General features: G+C 68.2%; 19 protein-coding genes and 2 pseudogenes. 10 read left to right on the top strand and 11 right to left on the bottom strand.

The window, feature by feature from the left end:
* Nucleotides 1-217, bottom strand: a pseudogene (locus tag A9W95_RS26370) (hypothetical protein); the annotation flags it as partial.
* On the opposite strand from A9W95_RS26370, the pseudogene A9W95_RS16015 reads away from it, so the two are divergent.
* Nucleotides 216-785, top strand: a pseudogene (locus A9W95_RS16015) (hypothetical protein); the annotation flags it as partial. The pseudogenes A9W95_RS26370 and A9W95_RS16015 sit on opposite strands and share 2 nt — an antisense overlap.
* Nucleotides 786-788: 3 nt before the next feature.
* Here A9W95_RS16015 and A9W95_RS16010 read toward each other — a convergent pair.
* From A9W95_RS16010 to A9W95_RS15995, 4 genes are all read right to left on the bottom strand, one after another.
* A complete protein-coding gene (locus A9W95_RS16010) occupies nt 789-1,616 on the bottom strand; it encodes a family 16 glycosylhydrolase (RefSeq protein WP_067414588.1) in 828 nt (275 codons plus the stop codon).
* A 143-nt stretch (nt 1,617-1,759) separates the two neighbouring features.
* Nucleotides 1,760-2,830 carry a diguanylate cyclase gene (locus A9W95_RS16005; RefSeq protein WP_067414585.1) on the bottom strand — a complete coding sequence of 357 codons (1,071 nt, stop codon included), beginning with the start codon at nt 2,828-2,830 and terminating at the stop codon, nt 1,760-1,762.
* A 153-nt stretch (nt 2,831-2,983) separates the two neighbouring features.
* Nucleotides 2,984-4,456, bottom strand: a complete 1,473-nt coding sequence (locus tag A9W95_RS16000) for an aldehyde dehydrogenase (RefSeq protein WP_067414583.1) — start codon at nt 4,454-4,456, stop codon at nt 2,984-2,986.
* 45 nt (nt 4,457-4,501) lie between these two features.
* The gene (locus A9W95_RS15995) at nt 4,502-5,269 is read right to left on the bottom strand and encodes a class I SAM-dependent methyltransferase (protein WP_067414581.1); all 768 of its coding nucleotides are present in this window, start codon (nt 5,267-5,269) and stop codon (nt 4,502-4,504) included.
* A gap of 104 nt (nt 5,270-5,373) precedes the next feature.
* Here A9W95_RS15995 and A9W95_RS15990 point away from each other — a divergent pair, with 104 nt between their 5' ends.
* Nucleotides 5,374-6,528: a glycosyltransferase family 4 protein gene (locus A9W95_RS15990; RefSeq protein ID WP_067414591.1), complete on the top strand. Its 1,155-nt coding sequence runs from the start codon at nt 5,374-5,376 to the stop codon at nt 6,526-6,528.
* Here the strand turns inward: A9W95_RS15990 and A9W95_RS15985 are convergent.
* The gene (locus A9W95_RS15985; RefSeq protein ID WP_067414579.1) at nt 6,512-8,200 is read right to left on the bottom strand and encodes a hypothetical protein; all 1,689 of its coding nucleotides are present in this window, start codon (nt 8,198-8,200) and stop codon (nt 6,512-6,514) included. The two genes, A9W95_RS15990 and A9W95_RS15985, sit on opposite strands and share 17 nt — an antisense overlap.
* A 2-nt stretch (nt 8,201-8,202) precedes the next feature.
* Nucleotides 8,203-9,555 (bottom strand): DUF3068 domain-containing protein, encoded by a 1,353-nt coding sequence (locus A9W95_RS15980; RefSeq protein ID WP_067414576.1) that lies wholly within the window; start codon nt 9,553-9,555, stop codon nt 8,203-8,205.
* Nucleotides 9,556-9,800: 245 nt separating this feature from the next.
* Between A9W95_RS15980 and A9W95_RS15975 the strand changes: the two genes are divergently transcribed.
* Entirely contained in the window at nt 9,801-10,904 is a 1,104-nt protein-coding gene (locus A9W95_RS15975; RefSeq protein ID WP_371328080.1) for an acyltransferase family protein, read from the top strand.
* A 4-nt stretch (nt 10,905-10,908) separates the two neighbouring features.
* On the opposite strand, the gene A9W95_RS15970 is transcribed toward A9W95_RS15975, so the two are convergent.
* From A9W95_RS15970 to A9W95_RS15960, 3 genes are read right to left on the bottom strand one after another with little or no spacing between them, the layout of a single operon-like run.
* Nucleotides 10,909-11,658 carry a PP2C family serine/threonine-protein phosphatase gene (locus A9W95_RS15970; protein ID WP_067414570.1) on the bottom strand — a complete coding sequence of 250 codons (750 nt, stop codon included), beginning with the start codon at nt 11,656-11,658 and terminating at the stop codon, nt 10,909-10,911.
* A gap of 3 nt (nt 11,659-11,661) precedes the next feature.
* Complete coding sequence (locus tag A9W95_RS15965) at nt 11,662-13,122, bottom strand: AMP-binding protein (protein ID WP_067414568.1); 1,461 nt, start codon at nt 13,120-13,122, stop codon at nt 11,662-11,664.
* A complete protein-coding gene (locus tag A9W95_RS15960) occupies nt 13,119-14,099 on the bottom strand; it encodes a phosphotriesterase (protein WP_067414566.1) in 981 nt (326 codons plus the stop codon). Before A9W95_RS15960 ends, A9W95_RS15965 begins: the two co-directional genes overlap by 4 nt.
* A 115-nt stretch (nt 14,100-14,214) precedes the next feature.
* Between A9W95_RS15960 and A9W95_RS15955 the strand changes: the two genes are divergently transcribed.
* The 3 genes from A9W95_RS15955 to A9W95_RS15945 all read left to right on the top strand — a co-directional run bounded on the left by A9W95_RS15955 (nt 14,215) and on the right by A9W95_RS15945 (nt 17,661).
* A complete protein-coding gene (locus tag A9W95_RS15955; RefSeq protein ID WP_067414563.1) occupies nt 14,215-15,927 on the top strand; it encodes an acyl-CoA dehydrogenase in 1,713 nt (570 codons plus the stop codon).
* Nucleotides 15,928-16,027: 100 nt separating this feature from the next.
* The gene (locus A9W95_RS15950; protein ID WP_067414561.1) at nt 16,028-16,720 is read left to right on the top strand and encodes a TetR/AcrR family transcriptional regulator; all 693 of its coding nucleotides are present in this window, start codon (nt 16,028-16,030) and stop codon (nt 16,718-16,720) included.
* Nucleotides 16,717-17,661, top strand: a complete 945-nt coding sequence (locus tag A9W95_RS15945) for a R2-like ligand-binding oxidase (protein WP_067414558.1) — start codon at nt 16,717-16,719, stop codon at nt 17,659-17,661. The genes A9W95_RS15950 and A9W95_RS15945 overlap by 4 nt, the downstream gene beginning before the upstream one ends.
* Nucleotides 17,662-17,668: 7 nt before the next feature.
* Here A9W95_RS15945 and A9W95_RS15940 read toward each other — a convergent pair whose 3' ends face one another.
* Entirely contained in the window at nt 17,669-19,075 is a 1,407-nt protein-coding gene (locus A9W95_RS15940) for an NADP-dependent succinic semialdehyde dehydrogenase (RefSeq protein WP_067414556.1), read from the bottom strand.
* An 89-nt stretch (nt 19,076-19,164) separates the two neighbouring features.
* Between A9W95_RS15940 and A9W95_RS15935 the strand changes: the two genes are divergently transcribed.
* From A9W95_RS15935 to A9W95_RS15920, 4 genes are all read left to right on the top strand, one after another.
* Entirely contained in the window at nt 19,165-20,811 is a 1,647-nt protein-coding gene (locus A9W95_RS15935) for an acetolactate synthase large subunit (protein ID WP_067414553.1), read from the top strand.
* Nucleotides 20,812-20,818: 7 nt separating this feature from the next.
* A complete protein-coding gene (locus A9W95_RS15930; protein ID WP_067414549.1) occupies nt 20,819-21,214 on the top strand; it encodes a molybdopterin-binding protein in 396 nt (131 codons plus the stop codon).
* A 71-nt stretch (nt 21,215-21,285) separates the two neighbouring features.
* Nucleotides 21,286-21,582: a PE family protein gene (locus A9W95_RS15925; RefSeq protein WP_067414546.1), complete on the top strand. Its 297-nt coding sequence runs from the start codon at nt 21,286-21,288 to the stop codon at nt 21,580-21,582.
* The coding region (locus A9W95_RS15920; protein WP_172826632.1) for a PPE family protein at nt 21,583-22,162 on the top strand (580 nt) is incomplete at its 3' end.

Below are 22,162 nucleotides of genomic sequence, written 5' to 3'. Positions count from 1 at the left end.
CGGCTGCCGCCGCCCACGGTTTCGCCGCCAGTGCGACCACGCACACGCCCAACACGAGCGCAACCGCCGGCGCGGTGAACGACAGATAGCGCGGCGTGTAGATGGGATGGACCAACGCCGAGTAGACGATGATCAGCGCGGTCGGTACGACCAGCCAGCACGCTGCGAGAACCAGCAACTGCCACTGCGGCAGCGGGGCGAACCTGGCCAGCCACACCGCGCCGGCGGTTGCGCTCGTGTTGGGCGTGTGCGTGGTCGCACTGGCGGCGAAACCGTGGGCGGCGGCCGCCGTCGTCGCCCTGTTCGCTGTTGCGGCGATCCCGACGTACGCCAAGGCGCAGCGCAATCCGTATGCGAAATACGGGATGGACTACAGCCAGGTGGCCGACGTCATCACCGCGCACGCGGCTCCAGGTGATTGCCTGCTGGTCAACGACACCGTGACGTTCATGCCGGCGCCCATGCGGCCGTTGCTGGCGGCGCGCCCCGAGGCGTATCGCAAGCTCAACGACCTCACCCTGTGGCAGCGAGCCACCGACCGCAACGACGTCTTCGACACCAACCTCATCCCGGAAGTCGTCGCCGAACCGCTGAGCCATTGCCGGGTGGTCTGGATCATCACCCAGGCCGACGCGTCCCGCCCCGCTCGCGAACAGGGTGCGGCGTTGCCGCCGGGTGATCGCTACGGCGTCACTCCGGCCTTCGCGGTGCCGCGCGACTTAGGCTTCCGGCTGACCGAACGCTGGCAGTTCAACCTGGTTCAGGTCATCGAAGCCGTGCGCTGAGCCTTACCAGACGCGGATGTAGTCGATCAGCATGGACGCTGGGAATCGCCCGCCTGCCGGGTCGCCGGCGCCCACCCCGCCGACGGCAAGGGTGAACATCGGCGACAGCCAGTAACCGGGATTGTTGAACGGCCAGCGGAAGTCGTCCGGTGCGCCGCCGGCCACATGGATCGGCTTGGGCGGCACGCTGAAGTACTGGGCGCCATCCCGGGAGAACTTGAACCCGCTCTCATCCCAGCGCATCTGCCAGGTGTGCCAGCCGCCGTCGACCAGGCCCGGGATCGACTTGCCTTCCCAGGTCTTGCCGTTGGATGCGGCGTGGACCGTGGTTCCCGGGGCCCACTGGCCATTGCCGTACCACTCGAAGATGTCGACCTCGCCGTCGGGCAGCGGGTCCTCGTTGACGGCCCAGTAGGCGGGCCACAGGCCCGGGCTCAGGCAGTCCAGCTTGATCCGCGCTTCCCAGGTGGTGTTGATCATGCCGCGCCAGTTGCCCCGCAGCTTGCCGGAGTAGTAGGTCCCGCCCTCTTGGGTGGCCATCAGCACCAGGTTGGAGTTGCCGTCCTGAAAGACGTTGCGGCGGTCGTCGCGGTAAATGCCGTCGACGGGCGGGAACACGTCGTCCTGCCAGCTCTGCACCGTCCACTTGCCCGGGTCGGGAGCCGAACCCGCCGGTCCGTCGAACTCGTCTTGGAAGATGTAAGGGCCGCCGGCGCCCGCGGACGGAGCCTGTGGAGGTGCCGGATGGGCTTGGGCTTCCGGAACGCGGAGCGCGGCTGCGGCCGCCAGCATGCCGAGCCCGGTGCTCAGCAACATGCTGCGACGATCCATCTGACACCACCAATCTGTCTTAGCCGGGACGTAGGCCCGGTGCGATACCCGAAGGCACTTCGCAAACGGTGTTATGAAACCACGCGCATGTCGCGAACGCACCTCTGGTCGAAGCAAGTCGCCGCGATTCTTTCAGAGCCTCGCTACATCACCGCAATGTGGTGCGCCTGGTTGCCGCCGCTGCGTTTGGCCGCATACATGGCGCTGTCGGCGCGCGCGATCAATTCATCCACTGGATTGACGCCGTTGGTGGTGCTGAGCTGGTGCAGTTGGGCGCTGGCGGTGCCGATGCTGGCGGTGATGGCCGGATCCAACTGCGCTACGGCCGCGCAGAACCGGTCGGCCAGCGGTCGCAGGTCGGCGTGCTCGGCCGTCAACGCGACCAGGAATTCTTCCCCGCCGGCACGGCAGATGGCCGCCTCGGCGGGAGTGTGTTCCCGCAACAGTTCGGCCACCGCCCGCAGCGTGCAGTCACCGATCGAATGACCGTGGGTGTCGTTGATGCGCTTGAAGTTGTCGAGGTCGACCATCAACACAGACAGATGGGTGTGCTGTTGCGGCGCGCTGACCACCCGGTCGGTGACGGCGTTGGTGAATGCGCGCCGGTTCAACAGACCGGTGAGCGGATCCTGCTCGGAGCGTTGGGCATAGGTCCCGATCGCCCGTGACATCGCTGCGACGGCCATCGGCACCGACAGGTTGAGGAACCAGATGATCCAAAAGGCGGTTACAGCCGATTGAATGTCGGCCTCGTGGGCCAGGCGCAGCACCGCCGCTGTGGTGATCGCAATGGCGATCGCGCCGTTGATCACCAGCGGTCGGGGACTGTGGAAGAACGCGATATAGCCGCCGGTGATCGCCGCAGCCGTGCACGTCAACGCGGCCACCGCCGCGCTCGGCTGCGCCAGGCTCCACGCCCCGATGACGACCACCCCGCCGAGCACGGCGGCCTCGGATTGCCGACGCGTCGGCCAATGCATCAGCCACCACACGGTCAGGCCGACGGTGAAAATCCCACCCAGAAGGCCGACGACCAGCGCCCCGGTCCCCGGGTGCCGCATCGCCGCCAAGGTAGTCAGCGGGACCATCGCCGAGGACGCGGCGACGACGGCCATGATCCGTTGCGCGGGACGCAGCAGTCCACGTTGACGCAGAAACGTCGTCTTCAGCTCGAACTGGTCGGGCTGATTCCACCACACCGTTAGCCGTGACACCGGCGCGCTGCTTTCTAGCTGCCGCTACAGCGCGCCGAAGACACGCCGCCCATCCTGATGAGGCGCATCGCTTACCTTCGCTGATCGAGTTGTCTGTGTGGTGTGCTCCCGAGGCGCTCTAATACTGCTTGCGGTGCGGCAAGAGTTGCAAGCTCAGCTGTCGATTGTGTAGCCCATCGGCATCAGCACGCTCTTCTGCTGCGTGAAGTGCTCGACACCTTCTGGACCGTTTTCCCGGCCGATGCCGGAGTTCTTGTAGCCGCCGAACGGACAGCACGGGTCGAACGCATACCAGTTGATCGCGTACGTGCCGGTGCGGATCTTCCCGGCGACCTCAATGCCGTGCGGCACGTCGGAAGTCCAGACGCTGCCGGCCAGCCCGTACGCCGAGTCGTTGGCGATCTTGATCGCGTCGTCCTCGGTGTCGTAGGGAATGATGCTCAGCACCGGGCCGAAGATCTCTTCTTGGGCAATCGTCATCTTGTTGTCGACGTCGGCGAAGACCGTGGGCTGCACGAAGAACCCGCTGTCCAGACCCTCCGGCCGGCCGCCTCCACAGACCAGCCGGGCGCCCTCTTCGACGCCCTTGGCGATGTAGCCCTCGACGCGGGCGCGCTGCTTCTCGGAGATCAACGAGCCGATCTGGGCGCCCGCGTCCGACGGCGGCCCCACCGGCAGCACCTGCACGAAGTTACTGACCGCTTCGACGATTTCGTCGTACCGCGACCGCGGCGCCAAGATGCGGGTCTGGGCGACGCAGGCCTGCCCGGTGTTCATGATGCCCGAGAACACCAGCATCGGGACCGAGCTGGCCAGATCGACGTCGTCGAGCAGGATGGCCGCCGACTTCCCGCCGAGTTCCAAGGTGCACGGCTTGAGCATGTCTGCGGCGCGCCGGCCGATCTCCTTGCCGACGGCCGAGCTGCCGGTGAACGAGAACAGGTCGACATCCGGGTTGGAAGTCAGCGCCTGGCCGGTCTCGATCCCGCCCGGCACCACCGAGAGCACGCCCTCGGGCAGGCCGGCCTCGGCGAACACCTCCGCCAAAAGGTTTGCGCTCAGCGGGGTTTCCGCGGCCGGCTTGAGCACCACGGTGCAGCCGGCCAGCAGTGCCGGGCCCAGCTTGTTGACGGCCAGGAACAGTGGCACGTTCCATGCGACGATCGCGCCGACGACACCGATCGGCTCGCGGTAGACGATGCTCTGCCCGTAGCCGCCGGTGCGGATGTCCTGCCACTTGACCTGGTCGACGGCCGGGCCTGCGAAGAAGTTGAGCGCACCGATGGAGCTCATCCAGTGCATCGTCTCGATGCCGGTGGGCGGCTGGCCGGTCTCACCGGCGAGGATCGTGGTGAAGCGATCCTTGCGCTCCTCCATCAACTTGAGCGCAGCGCCGATGACGGCCGCGCGCTCTTTGGGCGGCGTGGTCGGCCAGGGGCCGCTGTCGAACGCCGCGCGCGCCGCGGCGACAGCGGCGTCGACGTCGGCCGCCGCCGCCAGCGGAGTCTTGCCGACGTACTCGCCGGTGGCCGGGCAGTGCACCTCGATGACTTCATCGGTCGACGGCTCGGCCCACTTGCCGCCGATGAAAAGCTTGTCGTACTCCGTTGTAACGCTGGTAGTCATGGGCGCCACCCTACCCAAGACGAAGCACGATTAGAACATGTTCCATTATCGCGGCTGGAGCACCAGCACCAGATTGCTCACCAGGAACTCGCGCAGCCCCGGCACGGACGTCAACCACCACGCCCATCGCGGGTGGTAGCGGGGAAATGCCGCGATCGCGGCGCCGGTGGCGGCCGCCCACTTCAGGCCGTCGGCGGCCGACACCGCAAACAACGACGACCCGTAGTTGTTTTTCGCCGCGTGGCCGTGTTTGCGGGCATACCGGGCGGCCGCACGCGCCCCGCCCAGGTAGTGGGTCAGGCCCATCTCGTGCCCGCCGAACGGTCCCAGCCACACCGTGTAGGACAGCACGGCCAGCCCGCCCGGCTTGGTGACGCGCAGCATCTCGCCGCCCAGCTGCCACGGTCGCGGCACGTGCTCGGCGACGTTGGACGACAGGCAGATGTCGACCGAGTCGTCGGCGAACGGCAGCGCCATACCCGAGGCGCGCACGAATCCGCCCAGTGCACCCGCCGTCGCCGCCGCGGCCGCGTGCATCTCGGCGGGGTCCGGCTCCACGCCGAGGTAGCGGACGCCGGCGTCGGCGAAGGCGGCCGCGAAGTAGCCCGGACCGCCGCCGACATCCAGCAGTGTGCGGCCCGCCGGCGGCGCGCCGTGGGTGGCCCGCCACAGGTCACCGACCATGGCGGCGGTGTCGGCAGCCAGCGCGCCGTAGAAGCGAGCCGCGTCGGATTGCTCGTAGCGGAACTGGCTCAGCAGCCGCACCGACCGGGACAGCGTCGCCCGGCGGGCGAAGGCGGCGGTGGCGCTCACGCGGACACCCTACGGCGCGCCCCGGCCTCGACGGACCTCCGGGCAAACCGACTATGCCTTGCCGCCAGACCGCCAAGATGGCTCGCCAAGATACGCTGAACGCGATGTCTCCTCTGCGCTCGGTGCTGCTGTTGTGCTGGCGCGACACCGGGCACCCGCAGGGCGGCGGCAGCGAGGCCTACCTGCAGCGCATCGGGTCGCAACTGGCCGCATCAGGCGTCGCCGTCACCCTGCGCACCGCCCGCTATCCGGGCGCCGCGCGCAACGACGTGGTGGACGGGGTCCGGATCAGCCGCGCCGGTGGCCGCTACACCGTCTACGTCTGGGCGCTGCTGGCCATGGCCGGCGCTCGCATCGGGCTGGGTCCGCTGCGAAAAGTACGGCCCGACGTAGTCGTCGACACCCAGAACGGCATCCCGTTTCTCGCCCGGCTGGTCTACGGCAGGCGGGTGGTTGTGTTGGTGCATCACTGCCACCGAGAACAGTGGCCGGTGGCCGGGCCGCTGCTCGGCCGGCTGGGCTGGTTCGTCGAATCCAGGTTGTCGCCGCGGGTCAACCGGCGCAACCAGTACGTGACGGTGTCGCTGCCGTCGGCCCGCGACCTGGTTGCCCTCGGCGTAGACCACCAGCGGATCGCCGTGGTGCGCAACGGCCTCGACGAGGCGCCGGCGACATCGTTGTCCGGGCCGCGCTCGCCCGCGCCGCGGGTGGTGGTGTTGTCCCGACTGGTACCGCACAAGCAGATCGAGGATGCATTGGACGCGGTCGCCGAGCTTCGACCCCGCATCCCCGGCCTGCACCTGGACATCGTCGGCGGCGGCTGGTGGCGCCAGCGCCTGGTCGAACACGTGCACCGGCTGGGCATCTCCGACGCCGTGACCTTCCACGGTCACGTCGACGACGACACCAAACACCAACTGCTGCAACGCTGTTGGGTGCATGTGCTGCCGTCGCGCAAAGAGGGGTGGGGTTTGGCGGTCGTCGAGGCGGCCCAACACAACGTCCCCACCATCGGATACCGATCCTCCGGCGGCCTGTCCGACTCCGTCATCGACGGCGTCACCGGCATCTTGGTCGACGACCGGGCCGAGCTGGTCGAGCGGCTCGAAGAGCTGCTGTGCGACCCGGTGTTGCGCGATCAGCTCGGGACCAAGGCGCAGACGCGCAGCGGTGAATTCTCCTGGCGGCAAAGCGCCGAGGCGATGCGCGGCGTCCTGCACGCGGTGCGGGCCGGGCACGTCGTCAACGGCTTGGTCTGACCCGCCCGCGCCACACCGCGCCCGCCGCGCCCAGTACCAGCAGCGCCAACCAGGCCGCATGCGCCAGCACGGTCGCCCGCACGCGGGCCGTGGGGGCACCGGCGCTGTGCCCTCCGACCCGGTACAGGGCCAGCCCGTCGTCCCGGTAGACCGGCGCCAAGCCGGCCAGGGTGCGCGGCGCGGCGCCCAGGTCGCCCGGGGTGTCCGATTCGACGACCACCCACCTCACCCCGGCCCGGGCCAGCTCCGCCGGTGCTGGTCCGGTGAGCAGCAGCTGCTGCACGGCCCGGGCCTGCGCGCCTTCCCCGGGGACGGTGATCCCGGAGATGACCAGGTCACCGGTGGACAGCACATCGGCGTCGACCCAGCGGGGCAACGGATCGAGCACCGGCGCCGGGGCCGCCCAGGCGAAGCGCCGCATCGAGCCGGTCGGCAACACCGCGACGGTGCCGGGATCGGCGTTGATCGCCGCGGCGACCGACGACCACCCCCGCGGGTACCGCACCGGCGTCACCTTGCCCCACACGCCCCAGGCCAGGTCGGGCAGCACCAACAGCAACGCCAGACAACAGGCCCCGGCCGCCAGGGCGGGATGCAGCCAGCGCCGCAGCGTCAGCACCGCACCCGCACCGGCCAACGCGTAGCCGGGCACGGCCAGCGCCACCCACTTCTGCCCGTCGCGCAATACGCCGAATCCGGGGACCGCGTCCACCACCGCCCGCAGCACCTGCAGGCCAGGACCGGTCGCGAGCAGCGCGGGAACCACCACGGCCAACGCCGCAAGCCCCAGCAGCGGCACCAGTTCCCGCCGGCGCACCACCACCGGCAGCCCGGCCGCCACCACACCGATCAGCACGACTGCCGCCAACACCGCGAACAGCGTCGCGCGCGAAGCGGGCACGGCTTGGCCGTTCCAGATACCGCCCAGACTGGCCAGGGTGGCCAGCGTGCCCAGGCCCGGCTCGGCGCGCGGCGCGAACGCGGTGACGCCCAGCCCGTTGGTCGGCGTGTGCGCGGTCAGCGACGACCCAAGTACCGATGCGGTCAGCCACGGCAGCGCCGCCGCCAGCGCGCTGCCCAACGCCGCGACCGCGCACTGCCAGCGCGGCCGGCCCGCACCAGGCGCGGCCACGCCGGTCACGGCGGCCGCCGCGGCCAGTAGCAATCCGGTCGGGGTCAGGCCGGCCAGCGCGATCCAGAAGCAGAGCCCGAACACCGCGCCGCCCGAGGACCGCAATCTCAGCATCGCCGCCGCGACCCACGGCAGGCAGCCGTATCCGACCAACAGGCTCCAGTGGCCTTGCAGGAGTCGTTCGGCGACATAGGGATTCCACACGGCCAAAGTCGTCGCCACGAACTCGCCGCCGACGCCCGCCTCCGGCAGCGCCGTGCGAACCAGACCGGCCGCGCCCCAGCCGGCCAGCCACAGCCCGAGCAGCAGCAGCGCCTTGACGACGATGCCGCCGTCGACCAGGTGGGAGGCGAGCGCGACCGCGAAGTCCTGCGGCGTCGCGCGCGGTGCCGCAGTCAGGCCCAGGGCGCTATCGGTCAGATAGGAGCGCGGGGTGGACACGGCATCGCGCAGCAGCAGGTCGCCGGGCGCCAGCAACGGCGCGAGCACCAGCAGCGCCAGAACCAGTGCGTATCCCGGCCGGGCCCAGGCGGCCCGCATGGTCAGGGTCGTTCGGTCGGGCCCGGGCTAGTCGGTCCCGCGGCAGGCGGACCCGCGGGGGGCGGGCCGGCGGGCGGCGGCGTAGCAGGCGGCGGCCCGGGTTCGGGCGGGCCCGCTTCGGGCGGACCCGGTTCGGTGGGCGGATCGGCCGGGGGCAGCACCGGATCGTCGGCCATGTCCGTCGGCCGCTGCGTGGGCAGCTTCTCCGTCACCGCTTCGGCGCCCGGCACCGGCGGTTCCAGCCCGGCTCGGCGTAGGAATTCGGTGTCGTCGCGATCCAGGCCGGGGTCGGTGAGCGCGCTTTCGGTGCGCAAGCTGAACGAGGCCAGCAGGCCGCCGCCGATCAACGCGATCAGCCCGATCGCGGTGAAGGTGATAGGCAGCACCCGTGACCACAGCGCCAGCCGGTCGCGTTCGTCGCGTGCGGTGTTGACCTGCGTCTCGACCGACTCCTCGGTGGAGGTGACCTTGTAGTCGGTCAACGTCACCTCGGGCTTGAGTGCGTCGCGGGCGTAATAGTGATTGGCGTGCTCGGATTCCTTGACGATGGTGCCCGATACCGGGTCCACCCAGAAGGTGCGCTGCGCGGCGTAGTAGCGGGTCATGGCGATCTGCTCACCGGGGTCCCCGGGCACACCCCACATCGCCGCGGTCGTGGTGATCCTGCCGTCCTCGTCGCCGGCGTACAGGGACGGATACCGAATCGGGGCGACCAGCTTGCCTTCGCTGTTGTAACCGACCTGCTGGGTGAAGCGGTAGGTGCTCAGCCCGTTGATGTCTTCTTCGCCCTCGTAGTTGGCGTCGAACGCCTTCTGCGCGATCGGGTCGAAATAGAGGTAGGTCTTCTTGTCGGTGCGGGGCGGGAAGCGGTAGGCCAGCCCGTCGTGGCGCAACGGCATCGCGGTCGGCGGGTTCTCGTCGTTGAAGCCGCGCGGTTTCTGCACCGCGCCGCCGGTGTGGGTGTCGTCCGAAACGGCCAACGCCGTCTTGCGGTTGAGGGTGACGGTGTCGACGATGGCCAACAGCAGACCGCTGTCCTTCTGCTTGTCGGTGCGGCGCAGCGAGCTGCCCACCTGCAACGTGACCACGTCGGCGTTGGCCGGTGACTCGACGCTCACCTGCTGCTGGGAAACCAGCGGCACGTTCTGATTGACCACCACGTGATCCCCCGACAACGACGCCGCGTCCAGCGCCGTTCCGTTGCCCTCGCTGACCAGTGTGGCGTCGATGTCGAGCGGAATCTTGTTGATCCGGCTGCTGGTATAGGTCGACAACAGCAGCGCGGCGATCAGCAGAGCGGCTCCGAGGCCGATAGTTCCGCATGCAGCGATGCGCAACATGACTGCTCGGTTCACGTTGCTGTGACCTCCTTCTGGTCCACGGACTTGTCGGGCATGACCCGCCCCGACCTCACCAAGCAGCGCGGCAGAACCCGTCTGACCCTAACAGCCGGACACACAACCCCTGCGGATCAACCTATCCGGGCAGGGGCCGTTGCGGTGTACCCGATCGGCCCAACCGCAACCGCAGGCACACTGTCAAGGTGACCGATGTCCAGCAGGTCGGGGGCACCCGCAGCTTCCTGCCCGCGGTTGAAGGCATGCGCGCGTGCGCGGCCATGGGCGTGGTCGTCACTCACGTGGCTTTTCAGACCGGGCATTCCACCGGCGTCACCGGTCGCCTGCTGGGCCGCTTCGATCTGGCCGTCGCGGTGTTCTTCGGGTTGTCGGGCTACTTGTTGTGGCGCGGTCACGCCGCCGCGGCGCGAGGCGTGGGCAGCCGACCGCGCACCGGGCACTATCTGCGCTCTCGGGCGGTCCGCATCATGCCGGCCTACCTGGTGGCGGTGGTGGTGATCCTGTCCCTGCTGCCCGAAGCCGACCGCGCCAGCCTGACGGTGTGGCTGGCGAACCTGACGCTGACCCAGATCTATGTGCCGTTGACACTGACCGGTGGTCTCACCCAGATGTGGAGCCTGTCGGTGGAGGTCAGCTTCTACCTGGCCTTGCCGGTGCTGGCCTTGCTGGCCCGCCGGCTGCCGGTGCGGGGTCGCGTGCCCGCCATCGCCACGCTCGGGGCGCTGAGCTGGGCATGGGGTTGGGTGCCGATCAACACCGCCGACGGCGCCAATCCGCTCAACTGGCCACCGGCGTTCTTCTCCTGGTTCGCCGCGGGCATGCTGCTCGCCGAGTGGGCCTACAGCCCGGTGGGCCCGGCGCACCGGTGGACGCGCCGCCGCCTGCCGATCGCCGCCCTCGCGGTCGCCGCCTACCTGGTGGCCGCCTCGCCGCTGGCGGGTCCGCCCGGGCTGGTGCCCAGCACGTCCGCGCAGTTCGCGGTCAAGACGGCGATGGGTGCCCTGGTGGCGTTCGGATTGATCGCGCCGCTGGTACTGGACCGCCCCGACACCCCGCATCGACTGCTGGGCAGCACCCTCATGGTCACTCTGGGGCGCTGGTCCTACGGCCTGTTCATCTGGCACCTGGCCGCCATGGACATGGTGTTCCCGGTGATCGGCGCGTTCCCGTTCACCGGCCAGCTGCCCCTGGTGTTGGCGCTGACGCTGCTGTTCGGCTTCGCGATCGCCGCCGTCAGCTACGCGTTGGTGGAGTCGCCCTGCCGGGAAGCGTTGCGGCGCTGGGAACGTCGCAAGAAGCCGGCCGAGCCCGTCCCCGATGCCGAGGCGGATGCGGTCGCGCCCTGACGCCTCAGCGCTGCGCCACCGAAACGTTGATCACCAGCGCGGTGATGTTGTCGGGTCCACCGGCGTCGCGGGCCGCCGCGATCAAGGCCGCGCAGGCATATCCGGGGTCAGGGTTGGCGTCCAGAATCTGGCCGACCGAAACTTCGCTCACCACGCCGTGCAGGCCGTCGCTGCACAACAGGAGCCGGTCGCCGGGACGCAGGTCCACTGCGCCGCCGTCGGCACGCGCGGGCGGCTGCATCCCCATGTACTTGGTGACGATGCTGCGGGCACGGTGCCGGCCGGTGTCCGCGGCGTCCACCGCGTGCGCGTCGACCAGCGCCTGAACCAGGGTGTGGTCGCGGGTCAGGCGGCGCATTTGGCCGTCGCGGTGCAGGTAGGCGCGGCTGTCCCCGAGGTGGGCGACCAGCGCCCGCGGGCCCGCGACGACCGCGGTCACCAGGGTGCTGTTGGCTCCTTCGAAACGGGCATCCTGCTGCGCCTTGGCATGCAGGTCGTCGGAGAGCTCGGAGACGGCGCGGGCCAGCCGCTCGGGGGCGTTCGGGTCATCGCGATGATCGGGCGGCAGGTGGTGCGCGACATATTGGGGGAGGACGTCGACCATCGTCTGCGCGGCCAGCGCACCGTCCCGGCTGCCGCCCACGCCGTCGGCGACCATGAACAGGTTCTGATCGACGTCGGTGCCCCAGCGGTCCTGGTTGTCCGATCGATGACAGCCGACGTCGCTCAGCGCCGAATAATCGAGGGCGTACATGGTCTAAGCATGCAGCCGAGACACGACCTCGTCACGCACCGCCGACCGGCGGGCCTTGCCCGCGTCGTCGCGCAACGGGCTGTCGACGAATTCGACGGTGCGCGGAACCTTGTAACCCGCCAGCCGCTCGGCCACGAACGCCTGCACACCCGCCTCGTCGAGCGCCGACCCGTCGACGGTGTGGACCAAGGCATACGGCACTTGACCGAGGTCTTCATGGGGTACGCCCACCGCCAAGCAGGACAACACGTCCGGATGGGCCGACAGGGCGTTTTCGATCTCGGCCGGATAGACGTTGCGGCCGCCGACGGTGAACATGTCCACTCGCCGATCCGACAGATAGAGGAACCGGTCGGCGTCGAACCAGCCGAGGTCGCCCAGCGAGTCCCACCCGTCGCGGTTCTTGGCGGTGGCGCCGATGTAGCGGTAGGTCGGGTTGCTGCCCGGGGTGGGCCGCATATAGATCTCGCCCTCCACTCCGGGCGGGCACTCGTTGCCGTCGTCGTCGAGCACCTTCATCTCTCCGGTGACCACCTGACCCACCGAGCCCGGGTGCGCCAGCCACTGTGCCCCGGAGATGAAGGTCATGGCCTGTAACTCGGTGCCGCCGTACAGTTCCCAGATCACCTCGGGACCCAGCAGGTCGATCCAGGCCTGCTTGACCGCCGGCGGGCACGGCGCTCCCACGTGCCACAGCCGCCGGACCGACGACACGTCATAGGCGCTCGGGTCGGCGTGGTAGACGGGCAGCAAGCGCTGCATGATCGTCGGCACGACGATGAGGAAGCTGACGCGGTGCTCGGTCACCAGCCGCAGAAACCGCTGCGGGTCGAACCTGGGCATCAACACCAGATGATGACCCAGCAGCAACGCGATCGTGGCGGTGGTGAAGCCGGTGTTGTGGCTCAACGGCACCGGCAACAACGTGATGTCGCCGTCCTGCGCGCCCAACACATAGCCCGTGGCCGCCGGGATGCGGCTGTCCCCGCCGGCTTCGATGAGTTTCGGGCGCCCGGTGCTGCCGCCGGAGGCCAGTGACTTCCACGACGGCGACACCGCCTCGGGCAGCGGCTCATCGGACACCGTCCCATCCGGCATGAATCCGCCTGGTAGATGAGGGATTCCGGGACTGGACCGGCCGACCAGCAGCGCCCGCGGGCGTAGCGCCAGCAACCCTTCGAATTCCGCGTCGGGCAGGCGCGGCGATAGCGGCTGGGGCACCGCACCCAGCTTCCAGCACGCGACGACCGAATGCACCCACTCGATGGAGTTGGGCAACACGATGCTGACGTAACTGCCGGTGCTCACTCCCCGCTCGGCGTAGGCCCGGGCCAGTCGGTTGGTCGACCGGTCCAGCTCACCGCGGGTGATCGTGCGCCCATCACAGGTGAGGGCCGGGGCGTCGGGATCGGCGTGAGCCAGTGCGGTGATCTGGGCGCCGATGGTAGGCACCGGCTGGGTCACGCGTAGCCGCCCTGCCGTTCGAAGATGCGCCGCGGGTTGTCGACGAGCATGGTGTGCAGCTGCTCGTCGGTCACGCCGCGCTCTTTGAGCGCGGGGATCACGTCGTTGTGGATGTGCAGGTAATGCCAGTTCGGCAAGACTTGCGGCACCACGTCTTCGGGTAACGCGTCGAAGTAGCAGTTGGCGTCGTGCGACAACACCATTTTGTCAGCATGACCGCGCTCGCACATCTGCGCCACGACGTTCACCCGGTCTTCGAACGGAGAGATCAAGTCCAAGCCGAAGCGGTCCATCCCGAGATAGGAGCCGGAGGCGATCAGCTCCTCCAGGTACCCGATGTCGGTGCTGTCGCCGGAATGGCCGATGACCACCCGGCTCAAGTCGACGCCTTCTTCTTCGAAGATCCGTTGCTGATCGAGGCCGCGTCGCAGCCCGGCGTGGGTGTGGGTGGAGATGGGCACGCCGGTGCGTTTGTGCGCTTGGGCCACCGCCCGCAGCACCCGCTCGACGCCGGGAGTCAGGCCGGGCTCGTCGGTGGCGCACTTGAGCACCCCGGCCTTGACGCCGGTGTCGGCGATGCCTTGCTCGATGTCGCGCACGAACATGTCGACCATGACGTCCGGACCGTCCAACAGGGTGCCCGGACCGGAATAGTGGAAGTGGAACGGCACGTCGTTGTAGGTGTAAATGCCCGTCGCGACAACGATGTTCAGGTCGGTTTGGGCCGCGACGCGGGCGATGCGGGGGATGTAGCGACCCAGCCCGATCACGGTCAGATCGACGATGCTGTCCACCCCGCGCGACTTGAGCTCGTTGAGCCGGGTGACGGCGTCAGCCACCCGCTGCTCTTCGTCGCCCCAGGCTTCCGGATAGTTCTGGATGATCTCGGTGGTCATGATGAACACGTGCTCATGCATGAGCGTGACGCCGAGATCCGCGGTGTCGATGGGCCCGCGTGCGGTATTGAGTTCTGACACGTCACCGATGCTAGGTCGCTGCGGTGCTCGCCCGACAGTGCGAATTTTGCGCTGACCGGAACGGGGTCACGTACGCTCAGCTCGTCTCTGATCCGCACCCCCGGGAGCCACCCTCATGCTGCTCAATCCCAACCGCCTGCAACGCAAGTACCCGGACAGCCGGTCGGGCGAGATCATGGCGTCGACGGTGGAGTTTTTCGAGTCGCGCGGCAAGGCGCGGCTCAAGCACGATGACCACGAGCGGGCGTGGTACGTCGACTTTCTCGACCACGTCGCGCGGAACCGCATCTTCGCCTCGCTGCTGACGCCGGCGCAGTACGGCGCTGACGATTCCCGCTGGGACACCTACCGGATCAGCGAGTTCGCCGAGATCATCGGCTTCTACGGGCTGAGCTACTGGTACCCCTTCCAGGTGACCGCGCTAGGGCTGGGCCCCATCTGGATGAGCGGCAACGAGGACGCCAAGCGCAAGGCCGCCGCCCAACTCGAAGCCGGTGAGGTGTTCGCGTTCGGACTGTCCGAGCAGACCCACGGCGCCGACGTCTATCAAACCGACCTGATCCTCACCCCGGCCGAAAACGGCGGCTGGGTGGCCAACGGCGAGAAGTACTACATCGGCAACGCCAACGTCGCCCGCATGGTCTCCACCTTCGGCAAGATCGCCGGCTCGGAAAAAGGCGAAGACGAGTACGTGTTCTTCGCCGCCGACTCCCAACACGAGCGGTTCGAGGTGATCAAGAACGTGGTCAACTCGCAGAACTTCGTCGCCAACTACGCGCTGCACGACTACCCGGTCGCCGAGGCCGACATCCTGCACCGCGGCCCGGAAGCATTCCACGCCGCCCTCAACACCGTCAACGTGTGCAAGTACAACCTGGGCTGGGGCGCCATCGGCATGTGCACCCACGCCCTGTACGAGTCGATCAATCACGCCTCCAACCGCATCCTGTACGGCAACCTGGTGACCGACTTCAGCCATGTCCGGCGCCTGCTCACCGACGCCTACGTGCGGCTGGTCGCCATGCGACTGGTGGCGACCCGCGCCTCCGACTACATGCGCAGCGCGTCGGCGCAGGACCGCCGCTATCTGCTGTACAGCCCGCTGACCAAGGCCAAGGTCACCAGTGAGGGCGAGCGGGTGATCACCGCGCTGTGGGACGTTATCGCCGCCAAGGGCGTCGAGAAGGACACCTTCTTCGAGACCGTCGCCCGCGAGATCGGCCTGCTGCCCCGCCTGGAAGGCACCGTGCACATCAACATCGGGCTGCTCGGCAAATTCATGCCGAATTACTTGTTCGCCCCGGACGCGGCGCTGCCGCTGATCGGGCGCCGCGACGACGCCGCCGACGACACCTTCCTGTTCCACCAGGGACCCACGGGCGGGCTGGGCAAGGTGCGGTTCCACGACTGGCGCGCGCCGTTCGACAGCTACGCCCACGTGCCCAACGTCGCGCTGCTGCGCAGCCAGATCGACGTGCTCACCGAGCTGCTGACCGGCGCCACCCCGGATGCCGCCCAGCAGAAGGACATCGACTTCGCCTTCGGCGTCGGGCAACTGTTCGCGACCGTGCCCTACGCCCAACTCATCCTGGAAGAAGCGCCGCTGTCCGGGGTGGACGAGGCGCTGCTCGACGAGATCTTCGCCGTGCTGGTCCGCGACTTCAACAGCTTCGCCGTCGAGCTCCACGACAAGGCGGCCACCACCGAGGAGCAGGCCAAGTACGCGCTGCGAATGATCCGCCGGCCCGCCCACGACCCGGCGCGCTACGAGCAGGTCTGGAAGGAGCACATCCTTCCGCTCAATGGTGCCTACCAAATGCGGCCATAACCCGCGCTGCGCGGCCAGCCGCCGGGACGCGGCGCGACTACCCTTGACTGTGAAGTGCCTCACAGTACTATGACCAGTGGTCATGAAAGCGAGGGGCCGGATGCCGACGGTGACCTGGGCACGGCTCGATCCGGCCCGCCGGGCTGCGATCGTGGAAGCCGCCGAAGCAGAATTCGGCGCGCACGGGTTCTCCCAGGGCAGCCTGAACGTCATCGCCCGCCGGGCCGGCGTCGCCAAAGGCAGCTTGTTCCAGTACTTCGCGGACAAGCGGGACTTCTACGCCTACATCACCGACATCGCCAGCTTGCGGATCCGCGCATACGTCGAGGACATCATCCGCACCCTCGACCCCAACCGGCCCTTCTTCGAGTTCCTCACCGACCTGCTCGACGCCTGGGTCGCCTACTACGCCGAGCATCCGCGCGAGCGTGCGCTGCACGCCGCGGTGACGCTGGAGGTTGACACCGAGGCGCGCATCAGCGTGCGCAGTGTGAGCCACCGGCACTACCTGGAAGTGCTGCGGCCGCTGGTGCGCGACGCCATGACCCGCGGTGACCTGCGTCCGGACTCCGACACCGACGCGCTGCTGTCGCTGCTGCTGCTGATCTTCCCGCACCTGGCGCTGGCCCCCTACATGCGCGGCCTGGACCCCATCCTCGGCCTGGACGAGCCGACCCCCGAGCAGCCCGCGCTCGCGGTGCGCCGACTGGTCGCCGTGCTCTCGGCTGCCTTCTCGCCTTCGCCCCAGCCCACTTCAAACCCAGCCCGCACCCGATCTGAGGAGGTCACATGACACGCACCCGCTCCGGCTCGCTCGCCCAAGGCGGCCTGAACTGGAACAGCCTGCCGCTCAAGTTGTTCGCCGGCGGCAACGCCAAATTCTGGGACCCGGCCGACATCGACTTCTCCCGCGACCGGGAGGACTGGGAGAAGCTGACCGACAGCGAACGCGACTACGCCACCCGGCTGTGCGCCCAGTTCATCGCCGGTGAGGAAGCGGTGACCGAAGACATCCAGCCGTTCATGGCCGCCATGCGCGCCGAGGGACGCCTCGGCGACGAGATGTACCTGACGCAGTTCGCCTTCGAGGAAGCCAAGCACATCCAGGTGTTCCGGATGTGGCTGGACGCCGTCGGTATGACCGACGACCTGCATGGCTATCTCGAGGACCTGCCCACCTACCGGCACATCTTCTACGACGAGTTGCCCGACTGCCTGAACATACTGACCAACGACCATTCACCGGCGGCCCAGATCAGGGCATCGGTCACCTACAACCACATCGTCGAAGGCATGTTGGCACTGACCGGCTACTACGCGTGGAACAAGATCTGCGTGGAGCGGGGCATCCTGCCCGGCATGCAGGAACTGGTGCGGCGCATCGGCGACGACGAACGCCGCCACATGGCGTGGGGCACCTTCACCTGCCGGCGCCATGTGGCCGCCGACGACACCAACTGGACGATCTTCGAGACGCGGATGAACGAGCTGATCCCACTGGCCCTGCGGCTGACCGAGGACGGCTTTGCGCTGTACGGCGACCAGCCGCCATTCGGCCTGTCGCCGGACGAGATGCTGCAGTACTCCACCGACAAGGGCATGCGCCGCTTCGGGACCATTTCCAGCGCGCGCGGTCGCCCGCTGGAAGAGATCGACCTCGACTACACCCCGTTGCAGTTGGAGGACACCTTCGCCGACGAGGACCAGAAGGTCCTCGCCGCGTCGGCGGTCTAAGTGGCGGTCACTCGACCTTCTTCTCGTCCGAGGTGTCCGGTGCGCCGATCCACACGGTCTTGACGTTGCAGAACTCGCGGATGCCTTGGCCGGCGAGTTCGCGGCCGTACCCGGACCGCTTGACGCCGCCGAACGGCAGCTCAGGGTAGGACACCGTCATCCCGTTGATGAACACCTGACCGGCCTCGATGTCCTCGATGAAGCGTTGCTGCTCGGCCTCGTCGCGGGTCCAGGCGTTGGAGCCCAGCCCGAAGGTGGTGGCGTTGGCGATCTCGATGGCCTCGTCGATGTCGGCCGCTTTGTACACCGACGCGACGGGCCCGAACACCTCCTCGGTGTAGAGCGCCATGTCCTTGGTGATGTCGGTGACCACCGTTGGCGGGTAGAACCAGCCCGGCCGGTCCATGCGCTCACCGCCGCAACGCGCCACCGCACCGGCGGCCACGGCGTCCTCCACCTGCTTGGCGACTTCGTCGCGGCCCGATTCGGTGGCCAGCGGGCCGACGTCGACGTCGGGGTCGGTCGGGTCGCCGACCTTCAGTGCCTGCATTTTCTCGACGAACTTCTCCACGAACTCGTCGTAGATGTCGGCGTGCGCGATGAAACGCTTAGCCGCGATGCAGGACTGGCCGTTGTTCTGGGTGCGGGCGGTGACGGCGGTCTTGACCGCGGCGTCCAAGTCCGCCGAGGGCATGACGATGAACGGGTCGCTGCCGCCGAGTTCGAGCACGCTGGGCTTGATCTCCTCACCGGCGATGGCGCCGACGGACTGCCCGGCCGGCTCGCTGCCGGTCAATGTCGCCGCGGCGACCCGCTTGTCGCGCAGGATGGTTTCCACGGCGCTGGAGGGAACCAGCAGCGTCTGGAAACAGCCGTCCGGGAAACCGCCGCGAGAGATGACGTCGGCCAGATACAGCGCGGTCTGCGGCACGTTGGACGCGTGCTTGAGGATGCCGACGTTGCCGGCCATCAGGGCCGGGGCGGCGAAGCGTACCGCCTGCCAGAGCGGGAAGTTCCACGGCATCACGGCCAGCACCACGCCCAGCGGCTGGTAGCGCGCGTACGCCTTGGCCGCCTTGACCTTGCCGGCGTCGGCCGGCTCGTCGGCCAGCAGCGCTTCGGCGTTCTCGGCGTAGTAACGGAATCCGGCGGCGCACTTGATGACTTCGGCTTTGGCCGAGGCCAGCGTCTTGCCCATTTCCAGGGTCATCAACGCGGCGGTCTCGTCGGCCTCGGCTTCGAGCAGGTCAGCGGTGGCGTTGGCCCATTCGGCGCGCTGGGCGTAGCTGGTGTGACGGTATTCGCGGAAGCGCTCATAGGCCCGCGCGATGGCGTCCTGGACTTCCTGGTCGGTCGCTGGCTTGAAGGTTTTGATGGTCTCGCCGGTGGCCGGGTTGATGGTGGCGATGGGCACGCTGGCCCTCCTTCATCTGCGTTCGTTGGACTAGTACAACAACGTTCAACGTCCAGCCTGCCACTATCGTTGCCAGAAGGAGGTGGCGGATGAGTACAGCAGCCGAGCTGATGGTCAAGTGCCTGGAAAATGAGGGAGTAGAGGTCGTCTTCGGGCTGCCCGGTGAGGAGAACATCCGCTTCGTGACGGCGTTGGCCAAGTCCAACATCCGCTACGTGCTGACCCGGCACGAGCAGGCGGCCTCGTTCATGACCGAGATGTACGGCCGGGTCACCGGCCGCGCGGCGGTGGTTTCCTCGACGCTGGGCCCGGGGGCGATCAACATGCAGCTCGGGGTCGCCGACGCCACCACCAACAGCACGCCGCTGGTGGCCATCTCGGCGCAGGTCGGCCAGGACCGCGAATACAAGGAATCCCACCAGTACGTCGATCTGGTGTCCATGTTCGCCCCGATCACCCGCTGGTCGGCCAGCGTCCCGACCAGCCGCGCCCTGCCGGAGATGATTCGCAAGGCGTTCAAGCTCGCCGAGACCGAACGGCCCGCCGCGGTCTACCTGGCAGTACCCGAGCACGTCGACGGCGACGACACCGACTACGACCTGACCCCGTTGCCGCGTAACGTCGTCCGGCCCGACGCACCCGCGCCGGGACAGGTGAGCCGCGCCGCGGAGATCCTGCGCAAGGCGCAGCGGCCGGTGATGCTGGCCGGTCATGGTGCTGCTCGCGGCAACGCCACCGATGCGCTGATCCGGTTCTCCGACAAGACCGGAGTGCGGGTGGCGAACTCGTTCCACGGCAAAGGCGTCATGCCCGACGATCACCCCAACAGCATCGGCACGCTGGGGTTCATGGCGCACGACTACGTCAACTTCGGATTCGACAACGCCGACGTGGTCATCGCGGTCGGCTACGAGTTGCAGGAGTTCGACCCGGTCCGGATCAACCCGCAGGGCGACAAGCGGATCATCCACATCCACCGCTTTCCCGCCGAGGTCGACGTGCACTACTCGGTCGACGTAGGCATCATCGGCGACATCAGCGACTCGCTGAACGCGCTGACCGACGAGCTGGCCGGCCACCGCTTCAAGGGCTACGAGGACGAACCGGGGTCCGGGTTGCTCGACGAGGAATTCACTCGCGGGCAACAGGATTCGCGGTATCCGCTGGCGCCGCAGCGGGTGGTCGCCGACACGCGCGCCGCGTTGGGCCGTGGTGATGTGGTGCTGGTCGACACCGGAGCCACCAAAATGTGGATGGCCCGGTTGTACCCGACCTTCGAGCCGAACACCTGCTTGGTGTCAAACGGCTTGTCCACCATGGGATTTGCGTTACCCGGCGCGATGGGGGTGAAGCTGGCCCGGCCCGACGCCAAGGTGCTGGCCGTCGTCGGTGACGGTGCGTTCCTGATGAATTCCCAGGAGATCGAAACCGCTGTTCGGGAAAAGATTCCGCTGGTCGTGCTGATCTGGGAAGACGGCGGATACGGCCTGATCGAATGGAAGATGGACCTCGAACTCGGCGAGCACCACTACGTGTCGTTCAACAATCCCGACGTGGTCAGTTACGCGGAGAGCTTCGGCGCCAAGGGATATCGGATCAACAGCGCCGACGAATTGTTGCCCACGCTCAAGAAGGCGCTCGACGACGACGGCGTGACATTGATCGCCTGCCCGGTCGACTACTCGGAGAATCTGCGGTTGACCGACCGGCTCGGTGAACTCGACGAGACGCTGTAGTCAGACCGTGCCCAAGTTGCGGATCCGGGAGGCGGCCGAACTGCTGGGCGTCAGCGACGACACCGTACGGCGGTGGATCGATCAGGGCAGTCTGCCGGTCGGCACCGACGAATCCGGCCGCAAGGTGATCGCCGGCGACGCGTTGGCGGAGTTCGCCCGCAGTAACGCCGCGCGGCTGCCGCCAAACCCGCTGAAGGTCCGCAGCTCCGCGCGCAACCGCTTCGTGGGTCTGGTCACCAAAGTGGTCATGGACAAAGTTATGGCGCACGTCGAGATGCAGTGCGGGCCCTTCACGGTGGTATCGCTGATGAGCGCCGAGGCCGCGCGCGAACTGAAGCTGGAAGCCGGCAGCATCGCGGTGGCCGTCGTCAAGGCGACCAACGTTATCGTCGACACTCCCTGACATCCGCAACTGCGGAATCTACAGCGCAATAACTCCGCGCTTACCCGACTTCCGGGGGTATTGTTCCGCATATGCTCGTTGTTCCCGAAGGGCTGGCGGCGACCAGTGCGGCTGTGGCAGCCATCGCAGCTCGCCTTGCCGCTGTGCACTCGGCCGCTGCGCCGGTGATCTCCGCGGTGGTGCCGCCGGCGGCCGACCCGGTCTCGGTGGAGTCGGCCCTGGACTTCAGTAGTTATGGCAGCCGCCACCAGGCCGTGGTGGACCGCGGCGTCGAGGTGCTGGTTCGAGCGGGGATCGGTGTCGCGCAGGCGGGTGCGGGTTATGCCGCCGGCGACGCGGCGGCCGCATCGACCTACCTGGGTGAGTAGATGCTGGCGCCGGTATGGATGGCGTTTCCGCCGGAGGTGCATTCCGCCCTGCTGAGCACCGGCCCCGGGCCGGGTCCGCTGCTGGCCGCCGCCCAGACCTGGACGGCGTTGAGCACCGAGTATCAGGCAGCGGCGACCGAATTGTCCGCGGTTCTGGCTGCGTCGCAACAGGTTTGGGAAGGTTCGACGGCCTCGACGTATCTGGCCGCGCATGGCCCCTACCTGGAATGGCTGAACTTGGCCAGCATCCTCAGCGCCGAGACGGCGGCCGGGCACGAGATGGTGGCCGCGGCCTACAGTGCCGCTTTGGCGGAGATGCCCACCCTGGCCGAGTTGGCCACCAATCATGCGGTGCACGCCGCACTGGTCGCCACCAACTTCTTCGGCATCAACACCATTCCCATCGCGGTCAATGAGGCCGACTACGCGCGCATGTGGACCCAGGCCGCCACCACGATGAGCACCTACCAGGCCACCACCGAAGCTCCCCGGGCCGCGGCCGGCGGCGGCACCACCGCGGAGATCACCGGCGCAGCGGCCGAGTGCACAGCGGCAAGGCGAGCTGCGATGGCTGCCACAG

Origin of the sequence: Mycobacterium sp. 1423905.2, from assembly GCF_001673155.1 — a bacterium.
In the GTDB taxonomy this organism is placed as follows: Bacteria; Actinomycetota; Actinomycetes; order Mycobacteriales; family Mycobacteriaceae; genus Mycobacterium.
This window is presented reverse-complemented; position numbering and strand designations above follow the sequence as displayed.